The following is a 24,468-nucleotide window of genomic DNA, read 5'->3' on the forward strand; positions in this document are numbered from 1 at the left end:
TGCGCCGACGCGATGCGCGCCGAGCCAATGCCGGTCGACTTGTCGGAGTGCCGATGAACTATAATTTCTCACGCGCCCGACGACCGATCGCTTAAGATTGAAACTCGATCTCATATTCCCAGATCATACTGAGACATCGGCGGTCTCTTATTGGTCGCAAGACATACCGACATCGCCGATCTATCCGACCTTAAGCCAAGCGGCGAAATTTTACTGGCGAACTGTGCCGCCGGATAGCCAGACCACGGGAGCGTGTCGACGGCGCCCGAACGGAAAACCTACCCTTGTTCAGTATTGATCAGCGATAGCAATCAGATATATGATCGCTCATAGTTGTAATTCAGCACAAGCAGATCTTGATGTCCACAGACACGGAGAGTCTGTGGGATGCGGAGCCGGATACGGACGTCAGCGTCGCAGAGTGGAAGAGTGAAATGGGCCCGCCCGATGCCGCGTTACAATCTCAAATCGCAGACCGAGAAGGCTTGAAATCGTACGTAGGACTTACGATTGCTACCATCGTATCCTGCTTTTTCGCATATGTCATACTGATTATTATTTTACAGGCGCTCGATCGGAAACCCCCGCCGGCATTCACAAATAACCTTTGTATTGACGGGAAGATTGAATTCCTCAGACAAAACAGTCCCGTGGATCCGACCCATCTCGTCATCGGTTCATCCATCAGTTGGAGGAACATCGACTCGAGCACCATTGTCGACAGACATCCGCAATCTCGGCCGCTCAACGGTGGCTTCTGCAGCTTACACATGAATCAAATCGCGTTCGTGTCGGATTTCCTCATAAAGCGGTACCCGACCGTATCCGATCTGTTACTGGTCCTCGATGTCGAGGACATGGCCGCTTGCCGGCAGAACAAGACGATCTTGTTCAATGAGAATGATGTCGCCTCCTATTTGTCGAAGGCCAACGATATACAATTCTATTTCAAATATTTTTCTCCGATCTCGCTCCTCCGCAATGCCATGCAACTGAAGGAACGGAAGCAGAATTTGATCGAGCTGGATCCGCTCGTGTTCACGGCCTATGCCGATGGCCCTCTCAATACGTCGCAGGAGCGCGGCCTGTTCTATGGAACGGCGCCCCCCATCGATAATGCGTGCGTCGATGCCCTGAGGTCCCTAGCCAATGCCGCGAAGACCAAGAAGCTGCGCCTCACGGTTGTGACAATGCCATTGCCTTCAACTTGGTCGGAGAAATACGACCAGGATGCCGTCGTCCAGAAGAGATTCACCGACACGGTGCGCACCGCCTTGGACGGCACGGGAACGCAGTTCTGGGATGGCTGGGCCGAGGCGAAAATCGACCCCAAGGCGTACACAGATGCCTATCATCTGCGCTGGAGTGCGGTCCCGGCCTTCACGCAGCAACTCATCAAGGCGACGCAATTCGGCTCCAGCGATTCGTGAGATCCGGACATGCTGTTTAATTCCGCGGCGTTCATTCTCGGCTTTCTGCCGGTGGCCCTGATCGGCTTCTTCGTGCTCGGCCGATTGGATTTGAGACGATCGGCCATTCTGTGGCTCGGTCTCGTCTCCTTGGTCTTCTACGCCGCCTGGGACATCTACAACGTCCCCTTGCTGCTGATATCGATCGCTGTGAACTTCACCGTCGGTCGACGTCTGGCGCGTCGCCCCTCGAAGGCGCTGCTGATCATCGGCATCGCGCTCAATCTCGGCGCCTTGTTCTATTTCAAGTATTCAGAATTCACTGCGGCGTCGGTCGCCCAGCTCTTCGGCTGGGACCTTCCGCACCTCAACATCGTCCTGCCTCTGGCGATATCATTCTACACATTCCAGCAAATCGCGTATCTCTGCGATACCTACGACGGGCTGACCGACGACACGAGTGCGCCCAACTACTTTGCGTTCATCACGTTCTTCCCGCATCTCATTGCCGGCCCGATCACGCACCACAAGGAGTTGATCCCGCAATTCCAGGAACCGGCGACGTTCCGACCGCAGCGCACCATGATATCGGTCGGTCTGACCATGTTCCTGATCGGGCTCTTCAAGAAAGTCATTCTGGCAGACAATATCGCCATCTATGCCAACCAAATTTTTGATGCCGCCGCGCAGGGCCAGATCCTCACGGTCACACAATCCTGGGCTGGCGCACTCTCCTACACGCTGCAAATCTATTTCGATTTCTCCGGATATTCGGACATGGCTATAGGCCTTGGCCTGCTGTTCGGCATCCGACTTCCATTCAACTTCGATTCCCCGCTGAAGGCGTCCAGCATCATTGAGTACTGGTCGCGATGGCACATCACGTTAACGCGTTTCGTGACGGCTTATATCTATAACCCCATCGTACTGCGTCTGACCCGACGCCGCCTAGCCCAGGGCAAGTCGATGCCGAAACGGGGCCGGATGGACGGGGAGACCTTTGCCGTTCTAGTGGCGGCTCCCACGATGACGGCGATGCTCATTATTGGAATCTGGCACGGTGCCGGCTGGCAGTTCGCAGCATTTGGATTGATACATGGCATCTACCTGGCAATAAACCACGGATGGCGCGCCGTCGCCCCGCGCTCGAAACGCGATGGGGCACCGACAGGCCGCGCATTCGCCGTGCCTTCAATCTTGTTGACCACGACCTGTGTCGTCATCGCCCTCGTATTCTTCCGCTCTCACAACGTGGCAGACGCCGTACATTTAGTGAAACAGATGTTCGGTCAGAGCGGAGTCCTTTACGAAGACTCGTACCTTTTCACAAAGCGGCAAACGATGCTTCTGGCAGGCCTGCTGGCGATCGTCTGGCTCTGCCCGAATACGCAGGATTGGCTACGGCTTTTCCCCACTGGAATCGGAAGTGTTCGACGATCTGCTTGGTTTGAACGCCACAATCTGTTGCTATCTGCAACGAGCTGGCGCCCATCGCCAAGTTTTGCCGTCATCGTTGGGGTGATCGGTTTTTTCGCATTGGCGCAGGCGTTCTCATCGGCGCCCGCGGAGTTTATCTACTTCAATTTTTAATTGAAGCGTGTTTAGGCGTCTTGCGGCATGGCCACACCCCAATCGATACCAGACGGCAGCAACCTTCACTAATTAAATCTCTTACCTTGTCAGCAACGCCTTACCTCCTACACCGTTGATCAGTTGGCCCAAGCAGAGTCCACATAGCATCGTCACGTGGCGTGAGTGAACGCTGACACTGGCAGCATCATCCGGCCGCAGCAACTCGGGAGATATTTATGTTGACGGAAAGTTCGGTCTATAGCGCCCTCACCGACATTTTCTCTGATGTTCTTGATAATGACAACATAGTCTTGACGCGGGACACAACTGCCAAGGACATAGACGGCTGGGATAGCTTGACTAATATACAAATTATGTTGAGAACCGGACAAGTTTTTAAGTTACATTTTTCTGCCGGACAAATTCAATCATTCCATAATGTTGGCGATCTTGTCGCGTTCATTGTAGATAAATCGAAATCCTAGTCGGTCTGCCCTATGCCAGGGTCAGTGATCGGAACTTCGATGATCGACACGCTCTATGAGGACCTCGCGTGGCTTCCGGCGGCACCACCGGACTTCAGAGAGCGCTGTCGCTTGGTCGCGCAGAATGACGATCCTGGGCGCGAGCTCCGGGCGCTCGCGAGCTACGCGCTGAGCACGCCGCAACTCAACCGCCTCGCCTCAGCGTTCGAACGCGTGACGTCTCCGTCGGACCGGTTGCCCCAACTGGCACCCTTCCGCTTGGGCTTGCTCGGCAACGGTACGTTGGACGCGATCGCCCCGGCGATCGTTGCAAGCTCCCTGCGCCATGGCTTCGCGATGGAATGCGTGACCGTGCCGTTCGGTACCTTCGCGCAGCAGGCCTATGATCCGGCGTCCCTGATCCACAGGGCACGATGCGACGCCGTACTTCTGGCCTTGGATGCCCGGGCCTTGCCGTTGCACGGACCTGCGATGGATCGGGAAGAGGCGCGCACCGTCGTCGACGGGGCCGTCGCCGTCCTGGATGGCCTCCGGAGCGCTCTCCATGCCGGGAGTGGCACCACATGCATCGTTCAGACACTCGCGGCCTTTCCGGAGACGCTGTTCGGCAACGCCGATCGGCGGACCTCCACCACGTCGCGCTATCTGGTGGATGCCTTCAACGAACGCCTCATCGCGGGCCTGACCGGATCGCCGGATGTCCTGCTCGACTGCGCGGCCCTGGCCGAAACCGTCGGCTTGGGCCGCTGGCATTCTCCCGCTCAGTGGAACTTGGCGAAGTTGCCGTTTGCGGACGCGTACGTCCCCGTTTACGCGGACCAGGTTGCGAGACTCGTCGGCGCGATCAAAGGCAAATCCCGACGCTGCTTGGTGCTGGATCTCGATAACACGGTCTGGGGCGGCGTGGTCGGCGACGTCGGGATGGAGAACATCGCGATCGCGGAGGGAGATGCGGTCGGTGAAGCCTTCCGATCGGTCCAGCGCTTTGCCTTGGAGTTGCGGGAGCGGGGCGTCGTCCTGGCTGTCTCGTCGAAGAACGACGACGCGGTGGCGAGGCGGGTCTTCCGCGAGCATCCCGACATGCTCCTGCGCGAAAATCACATCGCCGTGTTCCAAGCGAACTGGAAGGACAAGGCCTCGAACATCAAGGCGATCAGCGAAGAGCTGTCGCTCGGTCTCGATGCCTTCGTGTTCCTTGACGATAACCCGGCCGAGCGAGGGATCGTTCGGCAGATGCTGCCCGACGTCGCCGTGCCGGAACTGCCGGCGGATCCGGCTTACTATGCGCGCACGCTGGCCGCCGCGGGATATTTCGAGAGTACTGTTTTTTCGCCCGAGGATCGGCAGCGTGCCGATTATTACGAGCGCAATGCCAAGCGGGTCGCCCTCCAGAAGGAGCTCGGCGGTCTCGATGAGTACCTCGCATCGTTGGACATGGAGATCACGTTTTCACCCTTCGATGCCTATGGCCGCGATCGGATCGCGCAGCTGATCAACAAGTCCAATCAGTTCAATTTGACCACGAAGCGCTACACCCCGGCCGAGATCGCCCAGCTGGAACGCGATTCCGACGTACTTGCGCTGCAGATTCGCTTGTCGGACGTTTTCGGCGACAATGGGATGATCAGCGTGGTCATCTGCCGTCGGGCCGACCGCGCGGTCTGGACTATCGACACGTGGCTGATGAGTTGTCGCGTGCTGGGACGTGGCGTGGAGCGCATGGTCCTGCGGGAACTCATCGCGCGCGCGCGCGCGTGCGGCATCGCGCGTCTGACAGGTTACTTCATCCCCACCGGCCGCAACGAACTCGTGCGGGATCATTACGCGTCCCTCGGCTTCAGACCCGACGGCGAGGCGTGGTGTTACGATGTGACCGAGTCGGAGCCGGAACCGACGATGAGAGTTCGATACGGCTGAGCCGGCCTAGAGAGAGGTCGCGCGCGATCTTGGCGGTCGGTGCGGGGTGTCGTCGCGACGTCTCGGCGCGTTGCTCGGCTCGGACAGCCATCGCGCAGGGTGGCGTGTGCGAGGGTCGTGAAGGGCGCGCGCGGCTGGGGACATGCGGGAGACTTGCGTCCGCGAGGTTGTCCCGAGCGGCGGCGACGGATCCGTCCCGAGGGATGCGGAAGAGGGCGGGCATTCGGTAACGGGTAACCGGGGCTTCGGCCCAGTCCGGCTTTACCGGCCGCGGGCGGCGACCACGGCCGGCTCCGATACCCGTGCAACGGGTAAGGGCCGTAGGATCAAGCGGTAGGACCAAGCGCTGGTTGTGAGTTCCCTGCACGAAGTCGCGGCTCTCGCCCTCGGACCTGGGTGCGCCCACCTGTCATGACTCGGCGACATTCTGGTGCCGGTGGAGAGGATCGAACTCCCGACCTTCGGTTTACAAAACTGACGAAACGGCGTCTCACGGCCTAACACAGCCTCACAACGGTCGGGCTCCGCAAGCCATTGCGCAAGCTTGTATTTTTGGGAGTGTTGGCTAGTGTTAATCACTGAGCCTAACAGGCCCAAACGTGCCTTCGGTGTTACCCCGGTGATACCCGCAGAAGGCCAGCGGTTTCGGAGCGAGGCCATGCCCAAGGCCCTCACGGTCAGAGGGATCGAGGCGTTGAAGGGCGGACCGGCCCGGGCCGAGATCCCGGACGGGCTGATCCCTGGCCTCTATCTCGTCTGCCAGTCGTCGGGTGTGAAATCTTGGGCCGTTCGCTACCGGAGCGGCGGCCGGACCCGGAAGCACACCCTCGGCCGCTATCCAGCAATCGACCTCGCGAACGCCCGTGAGATCGCCCGGCGCACCCTAGTTGCAGTCGCGTCCGGCCGTGATCCCGCAGCTGACAAGGCCGAATCGCGGCGCGTGGCTGGTGAACTAGCCGGGCCTGCTCGTGATCGCTTCGACGCAGCAGCGGCGCTCTTCATCGAGCGCTATGCTAAGGCCAACACGAAGGCGCAGACGTGGCGGGAGAGCGAGCGGTTGCTCGCTACACATGTCCTGCCGCTCTGGCGCACCCGCCGCGTTCAGGAGATCGCCCGGCGCGATGTCGTCGAACTGATGGATGTTATCGTCGACCGCGGCGCGCCTGTGTCCGCCAACCGTACCCTCGCGGTGGTCCGGCGGATGTTCGGCTGGCTGGTCGAGCGCGGCGTGATCGTCACCAATCCCTGCGCCGATGTGAGGGCACCAACGGCCGAGAAGAGCCGGGACCGCGTCCTATCCGACGACGAGTTGCGGACCATCCTGCAAGCCTGCGACCGGCTCAACGAACCGTTCGGCGCACTGATCAAGCTGCTGGCACTCACGGCACAACGCCGCGACGAGGTCGGCCAGATGACGTGGCGCGAGGTCGACCTCGATGCGCGAATGTGGACGATCCCGAAGGAGCGAGCAAAGAACGGGATTGCGCACGACGTGCCGCTCTCCGACTCTGCTGTGACGGTGCTAGCCGGTGTTCGGCGCATCGCCGGCACCCGCGGCTTGGTGTTCACCACCACGGGCGAGACGCCGGTCTCCGGCTTCAGCAAGATCAAGAAGCGACTTGATGCGGCCGTGCCGGATGCCCCACCGTGGGTGTTGCACGACCTGCGCCGCACGGCGGCTTCGGGCATGGCGCGGCTTGGGGTCGGTCTCCCAGTAGTGGAGAAGGTCCTGAACCACACGTCCGGATCGTTCGGTGGTGTGGCTGGAGTCTATCAGCGACATCATTTCGCCGACGAGAAGCGGGCGGCGCTGGAGGCATGGGCGGCGCACGTTGAGGCGATCATCAGCGGAGCCCACACACGATGATGGCTCAAGAGTATTATATCAGCCTGAGCCAAGTTCACGTCAAACTCTGCGAATTGCTTGGAAGCCAAACAACAGCAGAGGTTCTTCTACTTGAGGCGCTGCGATCCGGTCGTATCGAAATGACCGGCGACTACTACATGAACGGTCGCCCCTATCCCGAGAGAATTTTGGAGGTGGGGAGTTTGAGAGACGAGCGTCACGTGATTTGGAGTGAAAGCAGGATTGAGCACAAAATCGAACGATCATTGATTGGCCCAAAGGGGCAGACACATTTTTATCTGGGCGATTTTCATCGGGTCCGACTTAGATGTCAGGATGTATCGGCACTATGGCCTGATCTGTATGAGCGTGCCGCGATAGATGTTCCCGCTTCCAATCCTGAAGCGAAGAACAAAGGTGGCCGGCCTGGGAAATACGAATGGGCGGCGGCTGGAGGTGCGCTGGCCGGCCATATGTACGGAGCAGGAATTCAGGAAAGCTCAAAGCTGAAGCTGTTTATGCTCAATTGGTTTCAGAGTCAGCTTGGTAAAACTCCCGACGAACGAGACGTAGAGAAATTCGTGGCGGCGGCTCTGGCCGCATTCGATCAAGCCTTGCCAAAAGGGTAGTTTGCCCGGGTTTCCCCGGTTTGCCCGGCGACAACCTCTAACATTCGGCATCTATAGCAAGCGTGTTCCTCAAAGGAGCGGCGCGATGAACTCACGCACCCAACGATCTCCCGAAGACATGTTGCCAGCGGCTCAAGTCCTGGCCCGCTATCAGGTCAGCGACATGACGATCTTCCGTTGGCTGAAAGACACCGGTCTTGGTTTCCCCCAGCCCCTCCGCATCAACGGGCGCCGCTACTGGCGGCTAGCCGACCTGCAGGCCTTCGAAGTCCGGCAGGCCTCGAAGAAGGAGGCCGCGTAGCACCATGGCCCTGAAAACAGTTGAGGGACGCGGCGCGGCTAGGCGCTCACGTCCCTCCGATAGTGTCTCTCGCCAGAGTGACCTGTCCGATATAGCACCCCACCGGCATCCCGCCAACGGCAGGCTCTTTGTTTTCGATAGCCGCGGTTCATTCCTCGGCTTCGTGACCGGCCCCGCTGAGGCGCGCGCTCTCGTTCGGGAGGGTGTGTGATGGGCGCACCCTGCACCCCGTCGGCTCAGCCTGACATCTTCGCGGTCATCGGCGCGGATCTGCGCTTCTTTGCGCGTCGACCGAGCCAGGATTACCGGCTCCGTCTTGCCGCCCCCTGTGAGATCGAGGAGGCGCGGGCGAAGCTCAACATGGTGCCGCCCCCACCGGGCGCTCGCGCCTTCGTGGGCGTTCACCGCGTCGGGCGCGGCGGCCTGCAACGCGTCGTAGGCTTCGCCATCGACGCAGGCGAGGTCGACTTCGACGAGGTGTCGTCGCGCTTCGCTTACCTGCGGCTGCAGCGTCAGGACGTGACCCGCCGCCCGGCCTCCGGCTCGCTCTGGCGAGCCGACCCCCACGCGCTTGGAGGGCGGCGATGACCGAGCAGACCCACTACTACGGCACCGCCGAGCCGCTGCGCGACTTCGTGGCCGAATGCCTCGCGCAGGTGCAGTTCTACGCCAGCATGGGCGTGGACTACGCCGGGGCCAGGGACGACGCCGGCCTGACCTACTCGACCCGGTGCGCCATCGCGGCGCTCAAGCAAGGCGTGACGATCCTCAAGATGCTGGAGGACAAGAACGCTGCCGATCTGAAGGCCCGGCAAGCTTCCAAGGCCGAACGTGAGGGCGCCGATGCGGCGCTCGGATTGTGAGGCCGTGATGGATAAGCGCGATCCATTCGACGACCTGAAGGACATGGAGGATGCGATGGGTCCTGAGCGCCCGCGCTACTCCTACGATCCTCACGAGGATGAGGAACCCGCGGCGGATACCGACCCGCCTCGGTCGCGGGCCAAGTCTGGGGCGGACCGCTCGCCCATCTGCGCTACGCCCTACGTCTACCGCGACCCGGCCACGATCCCGGTGAGGCAGTGGGTGTACGGCAAGCACCTGATCCGCAAGTTCCTGAGCACGACCGCCGCGCCGGGCGCCGTCGGCAAGAGCAGCTTCAAGTTGGTCGAGTCTATCGCCATGGCCGCCGGCAGGGCCTTGCTCGGTGTGGCCGTGCCGAAGCGCCTGCGCGTCTGGTACTGGAACGGAGAAGATCCCCTTGAAGAGATCGAGCGCCGCGTCGCTGCGATCTGCATCCACTATGGCATCGATGGGCGCGAGCTTGAGGGCTACCTGTTCCTCGACTCCGGCCGGACTAGCAGCATCGTCATCGCGAGCCGAACGAAAGAGGGCGCCAAGGTCGCCGAGCCACTGGTGGACAAATTGATAGAGCAGATCCGGGAACACGAGATCGACGTGCTCGTGATCGATCCGTTCGTGAGTAGCCATGGGCTTGCGGAGAACTCGAACGACGAGATCGACCTCGTGGCAAAGACCTGGAACCGCATCGCGGACGCGGGTGATGCCGCGATTGAACTGGTCCACCACGTCCGCAAAGGGATGGGACCGGCGGGCGAGTACACGGTCGAAGACGGCCGCGGGGCCGTCGCCCTACTCGCTGCAGCCCGCAGCGCCCGGGTGCTCAACCCTATGACGAAGGACGAGGCCGAACGCGCCGGCCTGGAGTCCCATCGGGGCTACTTCCGGGTGGATAACGGCAAGAGCAACTTGGCTCCGCCGCCGGATCGGTCCGAGTGGTTCCACTTGACGCCCGTCTCGCTCGGCAACGGGCCTCCCGGCATCCTCGACTACGGGGACCAAGTAGCGGTGGTGGAGCCTTGGGAATGGCCCGACCAGCTCGCCGACATCACTACTGCAGACCTAATCGCTGCTCAGACTGAAGTGCGCGCCACCGGCCCTTGGCGGGAGAACTCCCAGGCCAAAGACTGGGTCGGCATACCAATCGGCCGGGTGCTCAAGCTCGACCCGCAAGAGAAGGCCGACAAAGAGAAGATCAAGCGGGCGCTCAAGGTCTGGATCGCGAACGGCATGTTCGAGTCAGTCACGGGCAAGGACGCCAAGGGCAATGACCGGCCCTTCATCGAGGTCGGAACCCCCGCGACAGAATGATTTTCTTCCCCACCTTCAAACGCCCCAAAAGTGCCTGCCACCACCCCCACCACACCTCCCCACCCCTATAAGGGGGTGGGGAAGGTGAGGAGTGGGGAATGGGTGGCTCAAGCCCTCACCTCCACACCTCTCCACACCACACCTTTCAAGGTGGGGAAACCCAGAACAGGCCGAGCAAGCGCCTGCGGCAGGGCATAAGCACAGGCCGGTGCGACAGAACAACTCAGCGCGACCATAACAAAACACAACAGCGAACAACCAAGCATAACAGCGAACGGCTGCGGACGATCAAGTAACGCTAGTCGTCCGCTTGCATTTAGCTTTCATATCGTAACATATCTTGGGTCATCACTTGCACATGGAGTGCGCCCGGGATGTCTGCCGACCGTATCGAGTTCTCCGAGCCCGTTTGCTTCAGGGCTGAGCCCGGCCTGAACCATGCCGTTGCTCGCGCCGCCCGTCAGGCCCGCACCTCGTCTGCCGAGTGGATGCGCCGCGCGCTCCGCGAGCGCCTTGCCGGTGACGGTGTAGCCTTGCCGGCCCTCGACGGCGGCGACGGCCCCCGCACACCGCCGGCCGCTCCCGCGCTCCGTCAGGCAGCGTGAGGGCGACCAGCATGCGTCAGCTCCCGACCGCCAACGTCCGCCACGACCGCCACCTCGCTCCGGTCGCCAGCATCGGCCGCAGCCGTGCTGACTTGCAGCCGGTACCCCAGATAGGTCCTCGGAGCTCAGCGCAGATTTTCGCTGACGGTGAGCGCGCCCGATTTGAGTGCGACGCCCTTTTAGCGAGCCGCCCCGACATGCTCCTGATCGGCTCGCCCGAGGAGGTTGCCGCCCTCGACGCGCGCATCGAGCTGGCGCGGATCCGGACGCTGCAGGCCAACACCCAGCACGCCGCCGCGCTGGCTGCCGAGACTGAGGCCAAGGCGGCGCACGAAGCCGAGCAGAAGCGCCGCAAGGACCTTCACCGCAGGGCCGTGAAGGCCAGCGCCGAGGTCGAGAAGCTGGCGGCCGAGTACATCACCGAGGCGCAGCGCCTCGTGCCGTTGCTTGAGCGGATCCGCGAGCGCGCCGCGCTGATCGAGGCCGCCAACTTCGCCTTGCCCGAGGGCGCCGATCCGGTCCCGCCGGGTGAGCCGCGCTGCAGTTGGAACGGCAGATCGGACCAGCCGCACAGCTCGATTGCCAGCCGCGTGAAGCTGCCCGCCCTCGGCACCGACGCCGGCTACATCTGGGGCGAGGTCGCCCCGATCCACGGGAGGATCATCCATGAACCGCACTGAGATCGAGGAAGGCCGCGCCTGGGCCCGTCGTGCTCTCCGGAAGCCTGAGCCGTCCGCTCCTGAGCGCAAGCTGAGTTCGGCCGAACGCATCGCTGCGTATCTGGCTCAGAGCCGCGAGGCCGAGGCCACGGCCACTCAGACCCGTTCTGCCGTCGAGCAGACCCGACGCGACCTGCACGTGCCCGGGTCGACCTTCGCAGTCGGCGGCGAGCGCTATGCGGCGGACGGCTCCCGCTGGAAGCGCGTCGCTTAATCCGGATTGCGCGGGTCCAAGCCCTTACGGGCCTCCTGCTCGCGCCATTGAGGAAGACGCAGTCCTTCCGAAACCGGAAGCCAGCCTGTCCCCGAACGACCATGGCCATGGGACCGGGGATCCAAAGGCCGGCACGACTGCACCCCCTGACCAAGCAGGGATCCCGGGAGATCGCGGCGGAGGGGTCACCCCGCTGCGGTCTCCTCATCCAGCCCGAGCCAACCACCCGATCTGTTCAGTGGGTCGCGAGCGAGACGCTATGCACCATCAGCACAGCCGTCAGGAGCATGCCGAGAGCGGCAGGCGTGGCGATGGCGAGACGGGCAGACATGCTGATCATGGCGTTCTCCTTTCCCGTCCAATGTGGCGAGATCATCGAAGCTGCGCTGTGCGCCAGCTCACTCCATCTGCTGACGATCTTCGTGGTCGTCGCCGTATTGCTGATCCATCGCACCTCTCCTTTGCCGAGAATTGCAACTTCTGCGCCAGCGCCGGACTGCTGACCTCTGCCAAGTCTCAAGAGTGCGCCGTCACGGTTAACGAAAGCTTTCAGAGGGCAGGTGGGACCCAACGGGGATCTCCCTGCGGAGGGTGTTCCGATGCGAGTTCCTAGGTTCTTCCCGAGGGGGGTAGAGGCCGAGGGTCCGCGCGAGTGAATACAATATCCAGGCGCCGACCCCGAAAACCCAGCAACACGCAACGGCCAGCGCAAAGAGCAGCACGCAACATGGCAACGACCGAGACCAGAGCGGCCTTCGCCCGCCGTCACGGTGTGAACCGTTCGACGGTCGGCCGCTGGGAAACCAAGGGCAGCTTAGTGCTGACGGTCGATGGGCTGGTGAGCGTCGAGGCGTCGGAGCAGTTGCTCGGCGCCCGGGCGGAAACCTACCGCGGCGGCAAGGCGAAGGGCCCGAGCGCTCACAAGGCCCCGGCGACGGTCGCTTCAAATCTGGATGCACCCGCTGCTCAGGATTCGCTGGCGCTCGCGCACGCCGGCTTGGCCGAGGTCATCCGTGCGATCGGCCCGTATGCCGCCCGTATGGCGGTGGAGTTCGGCGCGCCGCTGGAGGTTGCCTATGGCCTTGATCAGGCTGTTGCCGTTGAGGCAGATTGCATCGCAGCCCGGTTCCTAGCGCAGCACGGCTATCCGGACACGGCCAATGGCTACGGCACGCTGGAGAGCCTGTGCGTCGACTTCGTGGAGGCGGACTGGGCCGCGCTCGCCAAAGCCGCTGGCGCCCGGCTCGACCTCGATGCGCTTGATGCGTGGTTCACCGGCACTCCCTACTGGCGGTCGCCTGCTGAGGCTTCGGCATGACCATCCAGCCGGCTCCTCAGCCCATCCCATCCAACGACCCGCTGCGCATCGGCGAGATCCGGACCCTGCTCGGCGTGCCGCTGCGCTGGAACGGCAGCACGTGGCAGAAGGTGACTGCGAATGGCTGACGAGACTCTTCGACTTTCTGCGGAGGTTATCGACGAATTTTTCGGCCCCCTCAAAGCTCTACGCATCCGGCTGCTCGATGCTGGTTGGGAATGCGGGCCGGTTGCTCGGCGCTACAGAGGCAGCAGGTCGCCTAGTCGTCCAAATTCGACGCTTGCTACCCGCAGCGGAGGGCCGCCTGCGATCCGTTGCAGACCCTCACGATGTCTGCTTCGCGGTAGTTAAACGCCAAGCGCCCTCGGACCGTCGCAAGCACGATGGCTGGCAGACGATTGTGATGACTGTCGGACGGTTCAGCGCAGGGCGGCGGTAGTTTCGAGGTTCGACAGCCGGTCTCTGACAGCGACGCCTCTGTAAATGACGATCGTCGCTACAAGGCCGCAAAGCCCCCCGAACGCCATCCAGTATCCCGGCGCCGCTTGGTTGCCGGTCTCCTCGATCAGCCATGTGGAGATCAGGGGCGTGAACCCTCCGAAGAAGGCCGTCGCCAGCGAATAGGCGAGCGAGAACCCTGCCGTGCGCACAGTTGTGGGGATAATCTCGGTGAGAGCGACAACCATCGCGCCGTTGTAGCTGCCGTACAGGAACGACAGCCAAAGCAAGACGATCAACATGTTCGCGAAGGACGCATTTGCGACCAGCCATGACAGCGCAGGGTAAGCCGTCAGCAAGGTCAGCGCCGAGAAGATCAGCAGAAGCGGCTTGCGACCGACCCTGTCCGACAGCGCCCCCATGACGGGCAGCCAGAACAGGTTCGATAGGGCCGTGCAGAAAGTCACAAGCAAGCTGTCCGTGTCGGAGAGCTTGAGGACGTTCTTGCCGAACGTCGGCGTGTAAACCGTGATCGTATAGAAGGACACGGTCGTCATGGCGACGAGCAGCATGCCGAGGCCGACGATCCTCCAATTCTGAACAAGCGAGCTGAAGATCTGCTGCGTGCTCGGCCGTACCTTGCGCTGAAGGAATTCCTCCGTCTCCTCCAGCGAGCGGCGGATGTAGAAGAGGAACGGGACAATCGCGCAGCCGATGAAGAACGGGATGCGCCAGCCCCAGTCGTTCATCTCCGCGGGGACGAGCGCATGGTTAAGGAAGTAGCCTATGATCGCGGCGAACATCACCGCGACCTGCTGGCTGCCGGACTGCCACGATACGTAGAAGCCCTTGTTGCCGGGGGTGGACATTTCGGCGAGGTAGACCGAGACGCCGCCGAGTTCGACGCCGGCCGAGAACCCCTGCAGAAGGCGACCGATGAGCACTAGGAAGGGTGCGAACAGCCCTATCGTCGCGTAGCTCGGCACGAAGGCGATGAGGACCGTTCCAAGGGCCATAATCATCAGCGTGACGATCAAGCCCTTGCGCCGTCCGATGCGGTCCACGTAGGCGCCGAGGATCACCGCCCCAAGGGGCCGCATTAGGAAGCCCGCGCCGAACGTAACGAACGTTAGCATCAGCGAAGCGTATTCGTTGGCGACTGGGAAGAAAGCCTTGGAGATATAGGAGGCGTAGAAACCGAAGAGGAAAAAGTCGAACATCTCCAGAAAGTTGCCGCTGGTGACGCGAAGCACCGTCGCCACCTTGGACTTGGATCGATCGCGTTCCGAGAACGTAGCCACGGCGTCCCTCCAGAACCTAGCCACGGCCGTTTTGAGGGCCGCATTTGTTGATGCTCGTTTTAATCCCTGCGCTAATCGACGCAATGAGCGGGCCGCCTAGAAACAGGAAGCGACAGCCAATTCTGGTGTTTATGTAACTAGCTTTCGATTACCTCGACTTTCGGCAGTCGAAGGTTCAAAGCGGGCGAACGGCGTTCGGTTAAGCTCTGCATGCCCCTAGGTTCTGAGCTCAGGCCTGTCGCGCGAAGAGGTTGGTGGCGGCCAGTACGACTGGGTTGGGTCCACGCTGTGTGAAAACGTCGGCGCCCTGCGAAATCGTAGAACAATTCTCTACGCGGCAGACATGCACGTCTGTCGGATTGCCGCTCCGGCGTCTTCAGGGTACCCGTTTCGGCGCTGCACAGGCTGCTCTGCGGAAGATCCTTCTACCGCTTCTGCGTTTTCACACACTCTCGGTCGGAGGCGGAACGTCCCCTTCAGGGCGGAAGGTCGAGGTCCGGTTGCCACCCGTTGCGGACTCTGCCGTTGGGTACCAAGCGTCGGATTTCGACCACTAGCTGGTCTGCCTCACCCCAACGTAGCCCAAGCTGACGGCGAGGGCTGGGCCGGTCGGGAGAAGGCCAGGAAGGCTTTCGGGGCGATGCAGAAGGGCGAGGGGCGACTCGATACCTCCGCTGGAAGAGCTGGGGTCGTCGGCGGGCAGAAGGTCGAGGCAAACGGCAGCGTCAGCGTCGTCGTGCAGCGGCCGGGCCCGGACACGAACGTCCGCACCTCAGCCTCCGGCAACCTGTTCAAGGACGTCGTTCTGAGCCGAGGGCGGACGATGGCCCCGGCCGAACGGACGTGACTTTGTGCAGTGGACGGTTCACCTAGCGGTCGCTGATCAAACCCCTGCTTTCGGCATATTTGACCACGTCAGCGTCCGCCATTGTGAAATCGCCCATCCGCCAGTGCTGAAAGCCGTCACGGTCCCCAACCGGGGTCACCATGCGCCCGCATGCACGTAGGGCTGCTACGGCTTCCAAGATGCGAGCAGGGCGGACAGGTTCGGGCCTACTCACCCGACGGCTCAGCCAAACGAAGATCTGCGAGCGCATGGCGGTGACCCCGACCGGCCGAGAGCCTCTAACGAATGACGAGGCGCTCCAGACTGCCAGAGCCATGACTCGCCTCGTGGACAGGATGCGCCTCAAAATCTGCCAGAGGAAGACGGGCGGCAGATGGCGAAGGCGGATTAGCTCGCTGTGCTTCTACGGTAGAGACGAACTATGGGCAGCCGCGAAATTGCTCATTCGGCCGCCCACGACGCTGTGCTGTGCCGAGGTCTGGACCATCTCAGCCTCTAGATCCGCGAGCGGCACCTCTACACCGTTGGCAGCTAGATCTGCTTGGACTCGCTCCAGCAACGCAGTGGGCTTTAGTCCCTCAATCCTGGCGGCGATCAGCGCCTGCGCATAGGCTTCCGATGTCATTCCATCCAGACCCAGCATGCGTATGGCTAAGTCAGCGACCGCTCGGATGCCGGCGATGTGGTTTGTAAACCGCATCTCCTCGCCATGTATATAAATAAGCTCGGCCGCACGCTCGCGTTCTTCAAATGACCTCAGCATGGCTAGGCCCTCTTCGAGCTACAGCATGCAGCTTACGCCTGTTTTCTAATCCAGCAAGCATCTCCGCGCCTGCGCGATGGCGGCCAACAACAGCCACGCGTGAGCGATCGGCCTCGCACCTTCGTGACATGACATGGGCGTGAGCTGGGATACGATCTCTCTCGTCGTATCTCCCGATCCGACAAACCTACCTTCAGCCCGCCCGGTTCAAGCCGCGGCGGGCTTTTTGCCGCGCGTCGGACGGTGCCATTGTGGCCGAGCTTGCAACGGTGTTTCGTGTCCTCGGACTACCGATCTGATTTGCGACAACCTTAGCCCACCCGGTTCGCCGGTGCGGGCTTTTCTATGCACGCCAACCCGCAAGAAGCCTCGTTTCTACCTCCGGCTCGGCCCACGAAGAACCATAGCGACGCTCCAGTTCGGCTTGTCCGGCAGCGGTGATCCTGTACTCGGCGCTCCTAGCCTTCGGGTCGGTCTGTCCGGTGGCGGTGATCAGGCCGAGCGCCTCCAAGCGGCGCGTGTAGTCACTCGGCTTATAGAAGCGCCCCCCGGTCTGAGCGAGTGTGCGGAGCCGGTAGAGGCTGGTGGGCGCGAGCTTGTGCATCAGCGCGTAACTGCCCCGATGTCGTCCTCGAAGATCGAGTCCGGCTGGCAGGCGTGCCACTCCTTCTTCTCCTCAGTCTGACCCTTACGGCCCCAGCAATAGCCGACCTGGGCCAAGCGGCCGCTGAGCCGATCTTGGAGCCTGCACTGCTCATGGGTAGCAGCCGGATCCCCGGCGGCCTCACAGGCTTGCGATGCCTTCAACTCGGCGGTCAACAGCTCGGGAACGGTCGGAAGCTGCTGCTGAGCCTGCGCTCCACCGGCAGCGACGACGAGAGCAAGGGCGGCGAGAAATGTGCGCATCCCGGCAGGATAGCCGAGCCGAAGCGTCCAGCAACCTCTTCCGCGACGTGGTGCAGAACCACGGGCGGCAGATGGCGAAGGCGGTTTGAGGCTTGCGGAACCGCCGGCCCACTCGCGCGTCGACCCGGTATCCCGAGTGCAATGACCTTCAGCCCCGCCGGCACCGCCACGCGGGGCTTTTTCATTCAGCCTAATTCGAGCCGACGAAAGGACACCGTCGAGCGAATGGCGAGCGTGATCGTTCCCGTTCAGAGCCAAGAAGGCTACTGCTACTCGCTGCGCCACGACTCCGATGGGCGGGCTGGCGTTTGGGAGGATTGATGGGTTTCACCGCGCACAATATCCGGTTGGCGGACGGCTCGGAGACGCTGCCCGAGGCAGGCTGGCTTATCGCAGATAGTCCCTGGACCCAGGCGGCCCTCCGATCGCTCCGCCTGTTCTACGGAGGTCGTCTGACCGGGCGCACGATTGTGGACCTTGGCTGCTTGGAGGGTGGCTACACGGTCGAGTTCGCGCGGGCGGGGATGCGAGCGACAGGCGTCGAGGTGCGCCGCTCCAATTACGAGAACTGCCTTCAGGTCAGGGAGCGCGCAGGCACGAATGGCCTTGATTTCATCCACGACGACGTCTGGAATTTACCGGCACACGGCACGTTTGACGCCGCGTTCTGCTGCGGCCTGCTCTACCACCTCGACAAGCCGGCGGCGTTCATCGAGCTCATGTCCCGGTTCGTACGGGACGTGATCATCCTGCACACGCACTTCGCGACGGATCAGGATGAGACCATGTTCAACCTCTCGCCCATGTCGGAGAATGAGGGGCTACCCGGCCGTTGGCTTCACGAACACGATCTGGACGATACCGCGAAGCTTGAAGAGCACAAGTGGACGTCGTGGAGCAACAAGCGATCGTTCTGGCCGACGAAGCCTGCGCTGATCCAAGCGCTCAAGGGGTGTGGCTTCGACATGATCTACGAGCAGTACGACATGCTCGGTAATGACATCCGGACGTCGATGGAGAGCGGCTACTATCACCAGCAGGGACGAACGATGCTTGTGGCGGTGCGGACGGCTTAGGTCGGCGGAGGCACGCAGCGGCTGAGCCTCCGCTACCGGCAACCTCTTCCGCGACATCGTGCAGAACCGCGGGCGGCAGATGGCGAAGGCAAATTAGACCGCCCTCATCTCCGCGTCGATATAGAAATTAACGGCAGCCATTTTGTCGCGCCTCATCCATTAAAGATCCAAACGAGGCATTAAGGGAGTACGCCATTTCCGCATCGCATAACGCCACTATATGTCGGAGCCTAAGATAAGGCGTCGCGATCTCAGATACAATTTTACAGTAATTACCTTTTTCTCCAAGCGCTAACTGCATCTGGGCAAGCTCAATTTGTTGATCAAGCTGTGGATAACCAACGAGTTTGTCGGTGGCGTCCCGTATAGAATTTGCAACTGACGCGCAATTTTTGTTGTTCAAAAGCGTTCCGCGCAGATCAGATACAAATCTTTCTTTCTTCTTAACGTCCTGCTGTTTTTGCCATTCTGGACAGAGTTGCCTTTGCTGCGCAAATCGAGCCAATTCCTTCGCGTGAATACCTATCTGCAGCTTCGTTTGGAACGCCAAGGTTTGCGGCCTTCGCGGTGAGATGCCCTGGGATAGGCAGGGACGCAGGGCATCAGAAATCTTAGCGACATCTGTTGATGTAAACTCATCAACACTCTTACCAAACAAGTCTCTACTCTCAGTTTGCAGCGCGGGCAGTTTCAAATAATTGGAGTCACTGATTATCTTATCATAAAAATAAACAATTTTCCCGCATTCTGGTATAGTGATGGTCGGAGAATTCGGCGCATTTTGATCGTAACCCGAACGACCGCTCGCTATATCGAGCATTTTGCCTTGAGCAATTGTTCCATCGTATTGGCTGCACAAGGCAGATAAATCCGTTTCTTTTGAAACGGCGTCCTGATTATTTCTGGCTCCAAGCTGTTTTGACGGCAGATTATCATTTGGTGTGACGGCCGGGTCCTGAGTTAGGTTGTTCTGTGGCGGCTTGGCCATCTCAGTTTGCGTAGGCAATGGAGTAGTGCCCTTGCTACCGCTTACGCCTGCGTCGTTGTCACCGTGTGTAATTGTTTTTAGAAAATCCGCTCGCCGCGCCGTTTCCTCTGTTCTGCACCAAGGCTCAGATATAAATCTTGCCCATGAATTATGGTAAAGTCTCACCGTTAGACCGCATGTGCTGTCTCGTGATTTAATCCAATCACGTTGAGCCTCGCGCAGAGCAGATTTTTGATCTTGATCGAGTTCAGCGTACAGTTTTTTGTAAACAGTGTTGAGGCGAGTGTCTTGGATTGGAAACTCCACGGAATAACAATCGTAGATTGCTGCACGATTGCCTTCAGCACGTGACATGCAATCGGCGTGCAATTTTGAGAGGTTAAGTTCTTCTGCGCTTGGGACAGCAGGCGTGATAAACAACAGAAATGCGGCAAGGCGACGTTTAGAAGACGGACGCCTGTAGATGTTAACGAAGTAAAGCCTTAGGGTGTTCGCCATACGCGCAGAGCAGATCGAGCGACATCTTGCAAAGTGCAATGCTTATTCCTCTTTCCAGCTAGCACGGTTTGGGCGTAAGGAAGCCGTGCCGCACCAGATAAAGGGAAGGCGTGTTTCGAGAGAATAGCGCGCAACGGTCCGGCGTCGAGGCGAGCGATTGCTTTGCGGCCTACTCTGGAACTGCACGGACTGCCTGCCTTGGCATCGACGGACCGTAAGTCTGGGCCTTCGTGGAGCGGTACGGCGACGGCTACGACGCCGGCCGGCGAGCCGCGACGTCCTGTGGCCGAGCCGCGCGTGCCTTGAAACCGATCTTCGAGGGCGTTCGGCAGGCCGCGTAGCTTACGCTGGTGCCGGCGACTCACCGTGCCGGCACCTCAGATTGGTTCATCTTTGATTGCGGACCAATTTGGTCGTTCTTCTGCTGCGCTTCGTCGATAAATCCGATCAGTCCGATTAAGCTGAAATTTCTGAAGGGCAGCGTTCAAGCTTACCATTCTCGCAAACACGTTCTGAATTTCATTCAGCGTCACTTCTCGCCACTGAAACATTGCGGTCGATTTGCTTTCGTCTGTGCTGATGAACGCACGCTTGCCGTCGAGCGTCCACCAAAGACCATGGGCATAATCGTTCCGACTACCACTTATTCCTGAAAATTCATCTAATATTCGGTCGTACCACATACTTTTATCTTCATTGATGCTCGACTGTTCTAGCAAGGACCGCATGACTTTGACGCGCGCTTGTTGATTAACTATACTAAAGAAAATTTGACGCGCGGGCGCACTTCCTCCAAGCAAGTCTTCAAGTACTGCTATCATACCTTGTTCCAGGATCGGAAACGTCGTCACAATGCGTCCGATCTCCAACACAAAATGTTCGAGATGCAGTCCTTGGCTATAGCGCCCCGGTGGTGTTTCGCGGATCTTTTGTCCCAGCTGTCCGAACCTAATTGGTGGCTTCTTTCGGGGCGTGTTCATTGGCAAATGGTTCTTGAAGAGGTTCGTCATCGGCGCACATTCGAACGGTACCGACAAGTCTCATTCGCAGAACCGTGATCCTCTCCTCAGGATTGTCCCGACGCCAGCGCCTTCGCCGGTGGGCCGCGAACGCGAGGCCCATGGCGGGCCCGGCAGGACTCGAACCTGCAACCAGACCGTTATGAGCGGTCGGCTCTAACCATTGAGCTACAGGCCCCGCCTTTCCGAATAGCCGTCACGGCCCGGTCAGCGCAACAACTGCTCGTCCCACACGGCGCGCCGCGATGTACGGCCCCACTCCCCGGCGACAGTTCAGCGCCTGCCAATGAGGGGCAAATCAGGACAACGTATCTCCGCCCCGCGCCAGCATTCGCAGCTTGCACCTATTTGGCCAAGCCACGCTGTTGATTTTATGCTCAGAAAAAATATGCTTTACTGTATTGCGACTCAGAACTCGGGGCTTGCAGATGGCTTTTAGCGATATCGAAGCGCTATGCAAACTGACACCGGAGGGCAGAGAAGCCCTATCAACTCGTGATAAATTCAATGTAACTTACAGTTTCGAAGCTAATTCGCTGCCAGCTTCGTATGATGCTGCAACTGGCAATGTAACTCTCGACAATACGATGAGCAACGCGAAGCTGGCATCATATTTTGTTCATGAAATGACGCATGTGCGACAGCAGAAACTCGGAAAATCTGTTGACGTATCAAATTCAGATAGCGATGAATTTATCAAAGCCAACGTCAACGAGGAATTTATAGCCACTGCATTTCAAATGCAGTTTTTCGTAAGGCTCGATGTCGGAGGCTACCTCAACAGCATCAAACCTTTGACGGACAAGAATGCGCCTCCGCGGTATGATCAATACAAAAGTGCCTACAATGCTGGCGTCACCAAGATGGCCGGCAAAGGCTTCGACGAGGAAAAACTTATCACTGCAGCCTTAGGAAACGCAATCAGCTGCTTAAAATATTTGTTTTTGAGGGCGGCTTGGGTGTAGGCGGAGCGAAATACTCAGATTATTACCGGGGAAAGTGGAAGCAAGCTCATCGCAATTGATAAGGTATTTGCTCATAGCCGAATGAGCATATGTCTTGAACTCACTTAAGATAGCCCTTCGCCTTCAGGTGCTCGGTGAGGGCTTCGCGGATCGCCTCAGGACGTGATGGCCTTGGCTCCGGGTGCTCAGCAATCCAAGCGTCCAACGGCTGCAGATGTTCAGGCTGCACCCGAACCCCAATGAACGTGCCGGTCTGCTTCGGGCGAGGTTTGCGCGGCACGTTCATGTTATCACGAGTTGACCCGGTCAGACTCTGGTGATAACACGAGTTCGGTCCGGCGGGAAGGTGGAAGCTCCCGCACCGGACCTAACCACCAACCGCACTCAGGATGCTGTTCATGGCTATCCACCACCCTACACCGCCCGTCGGCGGCGGTGAACGCCCGCGCTTGCCTTCAGCACAGTTAGGACCGGTCACACAGGCCATCCGCGCGATGCGGGCGCCAACTTGGCATCTGCACGCTGGCGACATCCGCAAGCTCTCTCGCCCTGAGGTCGAGGAACTGATCGGCAGCCTGATCGACCTCCTCGACGCCATGGACGGCAGCAACGTAGGAGCAGCGGCATGAGCGCTCCTGCGAACCGCCGCCGCTTCCTGTGCGGCCTGTCCACGCTTCCCCTCGTCGGTGGCAGCGTGGCCCTCACCAGCGTGTCAGCCATGGCCTCCGATGCTGATGGCGATGCGGAGATGGTTACCGCTATCGCGCGCTACGAAGCCGTCACAACCGCCTTCGAGGAGGCGGAAGACGAGATGTACGACGCCTACCAGCGGTGCCGGGATCTGGGCGAGGTCGCGATCCCTGGCGCTCTCTATCAGCGGGCCACCGACGCCGATCTCCGCCTCGGCGACGGGCACATGCAGACCAAGGACGGGCGGCGCTGGTACGCACAAGGGAACGCCGAGTGGCTTCGGAGCCGGCCGCGGATGCGGGAGGTGTATCGCGATCCGACCGAGGAGGAGTGCCGGCGCAGCCGCTACAAGATCGGGATCGACCGCATCGTGGAGCACCACCACTGGCCGGAGGCACAGGCGCGAGCCGACGAGATCGTCGCCGCCTGGGACTGGCTGACAGCGGAACGCAATGGCCGCAAGGAGGCATCCGGATCATTCGCGGCCGAACGGGCGGTTGCAGCCGCTCAGGCTGAGCGTGAGGCGGCCTGTGCCGCGCTGGTGAAGGTGCGGGGCAGGACGCCCCGCGGCGTTCAGCTCAAGGCGGCCTTGGTCGCGAGCTGGTTCGCGACCATCGAGGATATGGACGGGGACATCGCCGCGCAGGGCTGCCCAACCTACGCGCTGGCCCTGTCGGTGCTGCGGGATGTCGCCTATGGAGCCCAGCCCTCAAGCGAGGGAGAAGCCTGACCCATCTGAGTCGACCGTGAAGGGACTCGGCCCTAAAGCCAATCATCCGAGTGGTTTAGGCCGCGATTTGAGGCTCAAGGGACTCATTCCTTCGAGGGCATCCACGCCCGCCCCCTGATGAACGTTGGGACGGCATTGGAGGACGGGCGTGGAGGTCGAGAGGAGACCCGACGCCAAGCCGAAGCAAGAAGCATGCATCCACGCCCGCCCTTGTCGCTGAGGGGCGAACGGTGGGCGAGCGTGGAAGGCCAGCGGGACCGTCCCAACCCGCCAGCGGGGCGGGTGGTAACCAGCCGGGCTTAGCGAATGGTTTGCGCCCCTCACGAACGTCGCTCCCCGCATCTGAGGAGCGGCTCCAAGGCTGGGGCTGATCAGGAAATCAGGGCAAGCTGCCAACCCATGAAGCAGATGAACAGGACGAACACCGCGCCCCCAGTGAACTGCAGGTAGCGAATGCGTTGGGGTGTCAGCTCGAGCATGAGGCCCCTCTCGCCAGTGATGAAGATCAGCTCTGGCGAGACGCTGCCATACGCACGCCGGTCGCGCATCCGGTGCGGATGCCTTGAGCCCACGCGGAATGCCTCCGCGGTTACCCCGGCTGTTACCCCAATAATAAGGAGCATCCCATGGAGCTGATAAAAACAGACCTAAGTCACTGTAATTTCTGGTGCCGGTGGAGAGGATCGAACTCCCGACCTTCGGTTTACAAAACCGCTGCACTACCGCTGTGCTACACCGGCAGGCGCTCTGAAACCATTGAAGAAATTGGCGGTTTCGGCGCTTCGAGGAGCTTTTGACTACGTTTGGGGGCGCTTCGTCAAGGCGCAAGATCCGGCCCGGTCCGCGCCCTGCCGGTCGGGATGCCTCGTGGAGGGAGCGCCCCAGGCCGGCTCCCCTGCAGATCGCGACCGGGGATCGGGCCCACGCCCGGAGGACGCGTCGACCCCGGGTCGACGGCCTAGGCTCGGCCGGTCAGAGGCCGGCGCTTCCCGTGACGGGACGGACGCGGGTTGGCACCGGAGCGGCCCGCTTCGCCGCTGCGCCCGGGCAATGGCGCCGC

The 24,468-nt window shown here is 60.7% G+C and carries 26 protein-coding genes and 2 tRNA genes; 19 read left to right on the forward strand and 9 right to left on the reverse strand.

Annotation, left to right across the window (positions count from 1 at the left end; genetic code table 11):
* Positions 1-359 precede the first annotated feature (359 nt).
* From MFF58_RS10400 to MFF58_RS32255, 14 genes are all read left to right on the forward strand, one after another.
* Positions 360-1,430, forward strand: a complete 1,071-nt coding sequence (locus MFF58_RS10400) for a hypothetical protein (RefSeq protein WP_238287087.1) — start codon at positions 360-362, stop codon at positions 1,428-1,430.
* A 9-nt stretch (positions 1,431-1,439) separates the two neighbouring features.
* Positions 1,440-2,999, forward strand: coding sequence for an MBOAT family O-acyltransferase (locus MFF58_RS10405; protein ID WP_238287088.1), 1,560 nt, complete (start codon positions 1,440-1,442; stop codon positions 2,997-2,999).
* Positions 3,000-3,505: 506 nt separating this feature from the next.
* The gene (locus tag MFF58_RS10410; RefSeq protein WP_238287089.1) at positions 3,506-5,383 is read left to right on the forward strand and encodes an HAD-IIIC family phosphatase; all 1,878 of its coding nucleotides are present in this window, start codon (positions 3,506-3,508) and stop codon (positions 5,381-5,383) included.
* Positions 5,384-6,041: 658 nt separating this feature from the next.
* Entirely contained in the window at positions 6,042-7,250 is a 1,209-nt protein-coding gene (locus MFF58_RS10415) for a tyrosine-type recombinase/integrase (protein ID WP_238287090.1), read from the forward strand.
* Positions 7,247-7,858, forward strand: a complete 612-nt coding sequence (locus MFF58_RS10420) for a hypothetical protein (protein WP_238287091.1) — start codon at positions 7,247-7,249, stop codon at positions 7,856-7,858. The genes MFF58_RS10415 and MFF58_RS10420 overlap by 4 nt, the downstream gene beginning before the upstream one ends.
* 85 nt (positions 7,859-7,943) lie before the next feature.
* The gene (locus tag MFF58_RS10425; RefSeq protein ID WP_238287092.1) at positions 7,944-8,159 is read left to right on the forward strand and encodes a helix-turn-helix transcriptional regulator; all 216 of its coding nucleotides are present in this window, start codon (positions 7,944-7,946) and stop codon (positions 8,157-8,159) included.
* A 210-nt stretch (positions 8,160-8,369) separates the two neighbouring features.
* Positions 8,370-8,747, forward strand: a complete 378-nt coding sequence (locus tag MFF58_RS10430) for a hypothetical protein (RefSeq protein WP_238287093.1) — start codon at positions 8,370-8,372, stop codon at positions 8,745-8,747.
* Entirely contained in the window at positions 8,744-9,022 is a 279-nt protein-coding gene (locus tag MFF58_RS10435; RefSeq protein ID WP_238287095.1) for a hypothetical protein, read from the forward strand. The genes MFF58_RS10430 and MFF58_RS10435 overlap by 4 nt, the downstream gene beginning before the upstream one ends.
* A gap of 7 nt (positions 9,023-9,029) precedes the next feature.
* A complete protein-coding gene (locus MFF58_RS10440; protein WP_238287155.1) occupies positions 9,030-10,331 on the forward strand; it encodes an AAA family ATPase in 1,302 nt (433 codons plus the stop codon).
* 802 nt (positions 10,332-11,133) lie between these two features.
* Positions 11,134-11,616, forward strand: coding sequence for a hypothetical protein (locus MFF58_RS10445; RefSeq protein WP_238287097.1), 483 nt, complete (start codon positions 11,134-11,136; stop codon positions 11,614-11,616).
* Positions 11,603-11,869 (forward strand): hypothetical protein, encoded by a 267-nt coding sequence (locus MFF58_RS10450; protein WP_238287099.1) that lies wholly within the window; start codon positions 11,603-11,605, stop codon positions 11,867-11,869. Before MFF58_RS10445 ends, MFF58_RS10450 begins: the two co-directional genes overlap by 14 nt.
* A 329-nt stretch (positions 11,870-12,198) precedes the next feature.
* Positions 12,199-12,372, forward strand: coding sequence for a hypothetical protein (locus MFF58_RS10455; RefSeq protein WP_238287101.1), 174 nt, complete (start codon positions 12,199-12,201; stop codon positions 12,370-12,372).
* A gap of 224 nt (positions 12,373-12,596) precedes the next feature.
* A complete protein-coding gene (locus tag MFF58_RS10460) occupies positions 12,597-13,187 on the forward strand; it encodes a hypothetical protein (RefSeq protein WP_238287102.1) in 591 nt (196 codons plus the stop codon).
* Complete coding sequence (locus tag MFF58_RS32255; RefSeq protein WP_283206432.1) at positions 13,184-13,315, forward strand: hypothetical protein; 132 nt, start codon at positions 13,184-13,186, stop codon at positions 13,313-13,315. Before MFF58_RS10460 ends, MFF58_RS32255 begins: the two co-directional genes overlap by 4 nt.
* Positions 13,316-13,606: 291 nt before the next feature.
* Here MFF58_RS32255 and MFF58_RS10465 read toward each other — a convergent pair whose 3' ends face one another.
* The gene (locus MFF58_RS10465; RefSeq protein ID WP_238287103.1) at positions 13,607-14,926 is read right to left on the reverse strand and encodes an MFS transporter; all 1,320 of its coding nucleotides are present in this window, start codon (positions 14,924-14,926) and stop codon (positions 13,607-13,609) included.
* 640 nt (positions 14,927-15,566) lie between these two features.
* Between MFF58_RS10465 and MFF58_RS10470 the strand changes: the two genes are divergently transcribed.
* Positions 15,567-15,773, forward strand: a complete 207-nt coding sequence (locus tag MFF58_RS10470; RefSeq protein ID WP_238287104.1) for a hypothetical protein — start codon at positions 15,567-15,569, stop codon at positions 15,771-15,773.
* A gap of 403 nt (positions 15,774-16,176) precedes the next feature.
* On the opposite strand, the gene MFF58_RS10475 is transcribed toward MFF58_RS10470, so the two are convergent.
* Positions 16,177-16,536: an ATPase inhibitor subunit zeta gene (locus tag MFF58_RS10475; protein ID WP_238287105.1), complete on the reverse strand. Its 360-nt coding sequence runs from the start codon at positions 16,534-16,536 to the stop codon at positions 16,177-16,179.
* Between the two features lie 603 nt (positions 16,537-17,139).
* Positions 17,140-17,442, reverse strand: a complete 303-nt coding sequence (locus tag MFF58_RS10480) for a hypothetical protein (protein ID WP_238287106.1) — start codon at positions 17,440-17,442, stop codon at positions 17,140-17,142.
* Between the two features lie 320 nt (positions 17,443-17,762).
* Between MFF58_RS10480 and MFF58_RS10485 the strand changes: the two genes are divergently transcribed.
* The gene (locus MFF58_RS10485; protein ID WP_238287107.1) at positions 17,763-18,518 is read left to right on the forward strand and encodes a class I SAM-dependent methyltransferase; all 756 of its coding nucleotides are present in this window, start codon (positions 17,763-17,765) and stop codon (positions 18,516-18,518) included.
* Positions 18,519-18,645: 127 nt separating this feature from the next.
* Here the strand turns inward: MFF58_RS10485 and MFF58_RS10490 are convergent, their stop codons facing one another.
* The 3 genes from MFF58_RS10490 to MFF58_RS10500 all read right to left on the reverse strand — a co-directional run bounded on the left by MFF58_RS10490 (position 18,646) and on the right by MFF58_RS10500 (position 21,201).
* On the reverse strand, positions 18,646-20,004 hold the full coding sequence (locus MFF58_RS10490; RefSeq protein ID WP_238287108.1) for a lysozyme inhibitor LprI family protein: 1,359 nt from the start codon (positions 20,002-20,004) through the stop codon (positions 18,646-18,648).
* A gap of 377 nt (positions 20,005-20,381) precedes the next feature.
* Positions 20,382-21,014 carry a hypothetical protein gene (locus MFF58_RS10495; RefSeq protein WP_238287110.1) on the reverse strand — a complete coding sequence of 211 codons (633 nt, stop codon included), beginning with the start codon at positions 21,012-21,014 and terminating at the stop codon, positions 20,382-20,384.
* A gap of 111 nt (positions 21,015-21,125) precedes the next feature.
* A tRNA-Ile gene (locus MFF58_RS10500) sits at positions 21,126-21,201 on the reverse strand.
* Positions 21,202-21,451: 250 nt separating this feature from the next.
* Here MFF58_RS10500 and MFF58_RS10505 point away from each other — a divergent pair.
* The gene (locus MFF58_RS10505; protein WP_238287112.1) at positions 21,452-21,988 is read left to right on the forward strand and encodes a DUF6782 family putative metallopeptidase; all 537 of its coding nucleotides are present in this window, start codon (positions 21,452-21,454) and stop codon (positions 21,986-21,988) included.
* A gap of 100 nt (positions 21,989-22,088) precedes the next feature.
* Here MFF58_RS10505 and MFF58_RS10510 read toward each other — a convergent pair whose 3' ends face one another.
* On the reverse strand, positions 22,089-22,274 hold the full coding sequence (locus tag MFF58_RS10510) for a ribbon-helix-helix domain-containing protein (protein ID WP_238287115.1): 186 nt from the start codon (positions 22,272-22,274) through the stop codon (positions 22,089-22,091).
* A 112-nt stretch (positions 22,275-22,386) separates the two neighbouring features.
* On the opposite strand from MFF58_RS10510, the gene MFF58_RS10515 reads away from it, so the two are divergent.
* Both MFF58_RS10515 and MFF58_RS10520 read left to right on the forward strand, forming a co-directional pair.
* The gene (locus tag MFF58_RS10515; protein WP_238287117.1) at positions 22,387-22,617 is read left to right on the forward strand and encodes a hypothetical protein; all 231 of its coding nucleotides are present in this window, start codon (positions 22,387-22,389) and stop codon (positions 22,615-22,617) included.
* A gap of 65 nt (positions 22,618-22,682) precedes the next feature.
* The gene (locus MFF58_RS10520) at positions 22,683-23,408 is read left to right on the forward strand and encodes a hypothetical protein (RefSeq protein ID WP_238287119.1); all 726 of its coding nucleotides are present in this window, start codon (positions 22,683-22,685) and stop codon (positions 23,406-23,408) included.
* Between the two features lie 371 nt (positions 23,409-23,779).
* Here MFF58_RS10520 and MFF58_RS10525 read toward each other — a convergent pair whose 3' ends face one another.
* Positions 23,780-23,980 (reverse strand): hypothetical protein, encoded by a 201-nt coding sequence (locus MFF58_RS10525; protein ID WP_238287121.1) that lies wholly within the window; start codon positions 23,978-23,980, stop codon positions 23,780-23,782.
* A gap of 93 nt (positions 23,981-24,073) precedes the next feature.
* Positions 24,074-24,148 (reverse strand) — tRNA-Thr (locus MFF58_RS10530).
* Between the last annotated feature and the right edge of the window lie 320 nt (positions 24,149-24,468).

It is taken from the genome of Methylobacterium longum, assembly GCF_022179385.1.
GTDB classification, from domain to species: domain Bacteria; phylum Pseudomonadota; class Alphaproteobacteria; order Rhizobiales; family Beijerinckiaceae; genus Methylobacterium; species Methylobacterium longum.

Bases quoted from the DNA above. Each gene is read 5' to 3' on its own strand.
- MFF58_RS10400 (WP_238287087.1), top strand. From the start codon at position 360: ATGTCCACAGACACGGAGAGTCTGTGGGATGCGGAGCCGGATACGGAC.
- MFF58_RS10405 (WP_238287088.1), top strand. From the start codon at position 1,440: ATGCTGTTTAATTCCGCGGCGTTCATTCTCGGCTTTCTGCCGGTGGCC.
- MFF58_RS10410 (WP_238287089.1), top strand. From the start codon at position 3,506: ATGATCGACACGCTCTATGAGGACCTCGCGTGGCTTCCGGCGGCACCA.
- MFF58_RS10415 (WP_238287090.1), top strand. From the start codon at position 6,042: ATGCCCAAGGCCCTCACGGTCAGAGGGATCGAGGCGTTGAAGGGCGGA.
- MFF58_RS10420 (WP_238287091.1), top strand. From the start codon at position 7,247: ATGATGGCTCAAGAGTATTATATCAGCCTGAGCCAAGTTCACGTCAAA.
- MFF58_RS10425 (WP_238287092.1), top strand. From the start codon at position 7,944: ATGAACTCACGCACCCAACGATCTCCCGAAGACATGTTGCCAGCGGCT.
- MFF58_RS10430 (WP_238287093.1), top strand. From the start codon at position 8,370: ATGGGCGCACCCTGCACCCCGTCGGCTCAGCCTGACATCTTCGCGGTC.
- MFF58_RS10435 (WP_238287095.1), top strand. From the start codon at position 8,744: ATGACCGAGCAGACCCACTACTACGGCACCGCCGAGCCGCTGCGCGAC.
- MFF58_RS10440 (WP_238287155.1), top strand. From the start codon at position 9,030: ATGGATAAGCGCGATCCATTCGACGACCTGAAGGACATGGAGGATGCG.
- MFF58_RS10445 (WP_238287097.1), top strand. From the start codon at position 11,134: ATGCTCCTGATCGGCTCGCCCGAGGAGGTTGCCGCCCTCGACGCGCGC.
- MFF58_RS10450 (WP_238287099.1), top strand. From the start codon at position 11,603: ATGAACCGCACTGAGATCGAGGAAGGCCGCGCCTGGGCCCGTCGTGCT.
- MFF58_RS10455 (WP_238287101.1), top strand. From the start codon at position 12,199: ATGCTGATCATGGCGTTCTCCTTTCCCGTCCAATGTGGCGAGATCATC.
- MFF58_RS10460 (WP_238287102.1), top strand. From the start codon at position 12,597: ATGGCAACGACCGAGACCAGAGCGGCCTTCGCCCGCCGTCACGGTGTG.
- MFF58_RS32255 (WP_283206432.1), top strand. From the start codon at position 13,184: ATGACCATCCAGCCGGCTCCTCAGCCCATCCCATCCAACGACCCGCTG.
- MFF58_RS10470 (WP_238287104.1), top strand. From the start codon at position 15,567: ATGCAGAAGGGCGAGGGGCGACTCGATACCTCCGCTGGAAGAGCTGGG.
- MFF58_RS10475 (WP_238287105.1), bottom strand. From the start codon at position 16,536: ATGCTGAGGTCATTTGAAGAACGCGAGCGTGCGGCCGAGCTTATTTAT.
- MFF58_RS10480 (WP_238287106.1), bottom strand. From the start codon at position 17,442: ATGCGCACATTTCTCGCCGCCCTTGCTCTCGTCGTCGCTGCCGGTGGA.
- MFF58_RS10485 (WP_238287107.1), top strand. From the start codon at position 17,763: ATGGGTTTCACCGCGCACAATATCCGGTTGGCGGACGGCTCGGAGACG.
- MFF58_RS10490 (WP_238287108.1), bottom strand. From the start codon at position 20,004: ATGGCGAACACCCTAAGGCTTTACTTCGTTAACATCTACAGGCGTCCG.
- MFF58_RS10495 (WP_238287110.1), bottom strand. From the start codon at position 21,014: ATGACGAACCTCTTCAAGAACCATTTGCCAATGAACACGCCCCGAAAG.
- MFF58_RS10505 (WP_238287112.1), top strand. From the start codon at position 21,452: ATGGCTTTTAGCGATATCGAAGCGCTATGCAAACTGACACCGGAGGGC.
- MFF58_RS10510 (WP_238287115.1), bottom strand. From the start codon at position 22,274: ATGAACGTGCCGCGCAAACCTCGCCCGAAGCAGACCGGCACGTTCATT.
- MFF58_RS10515 (WP_238287117.1), top strand. From the start codon at position 22,387: ATGGCTATCCACCACCCTACACCGCCCGTCGGCGGCGGTGAACGCCCG.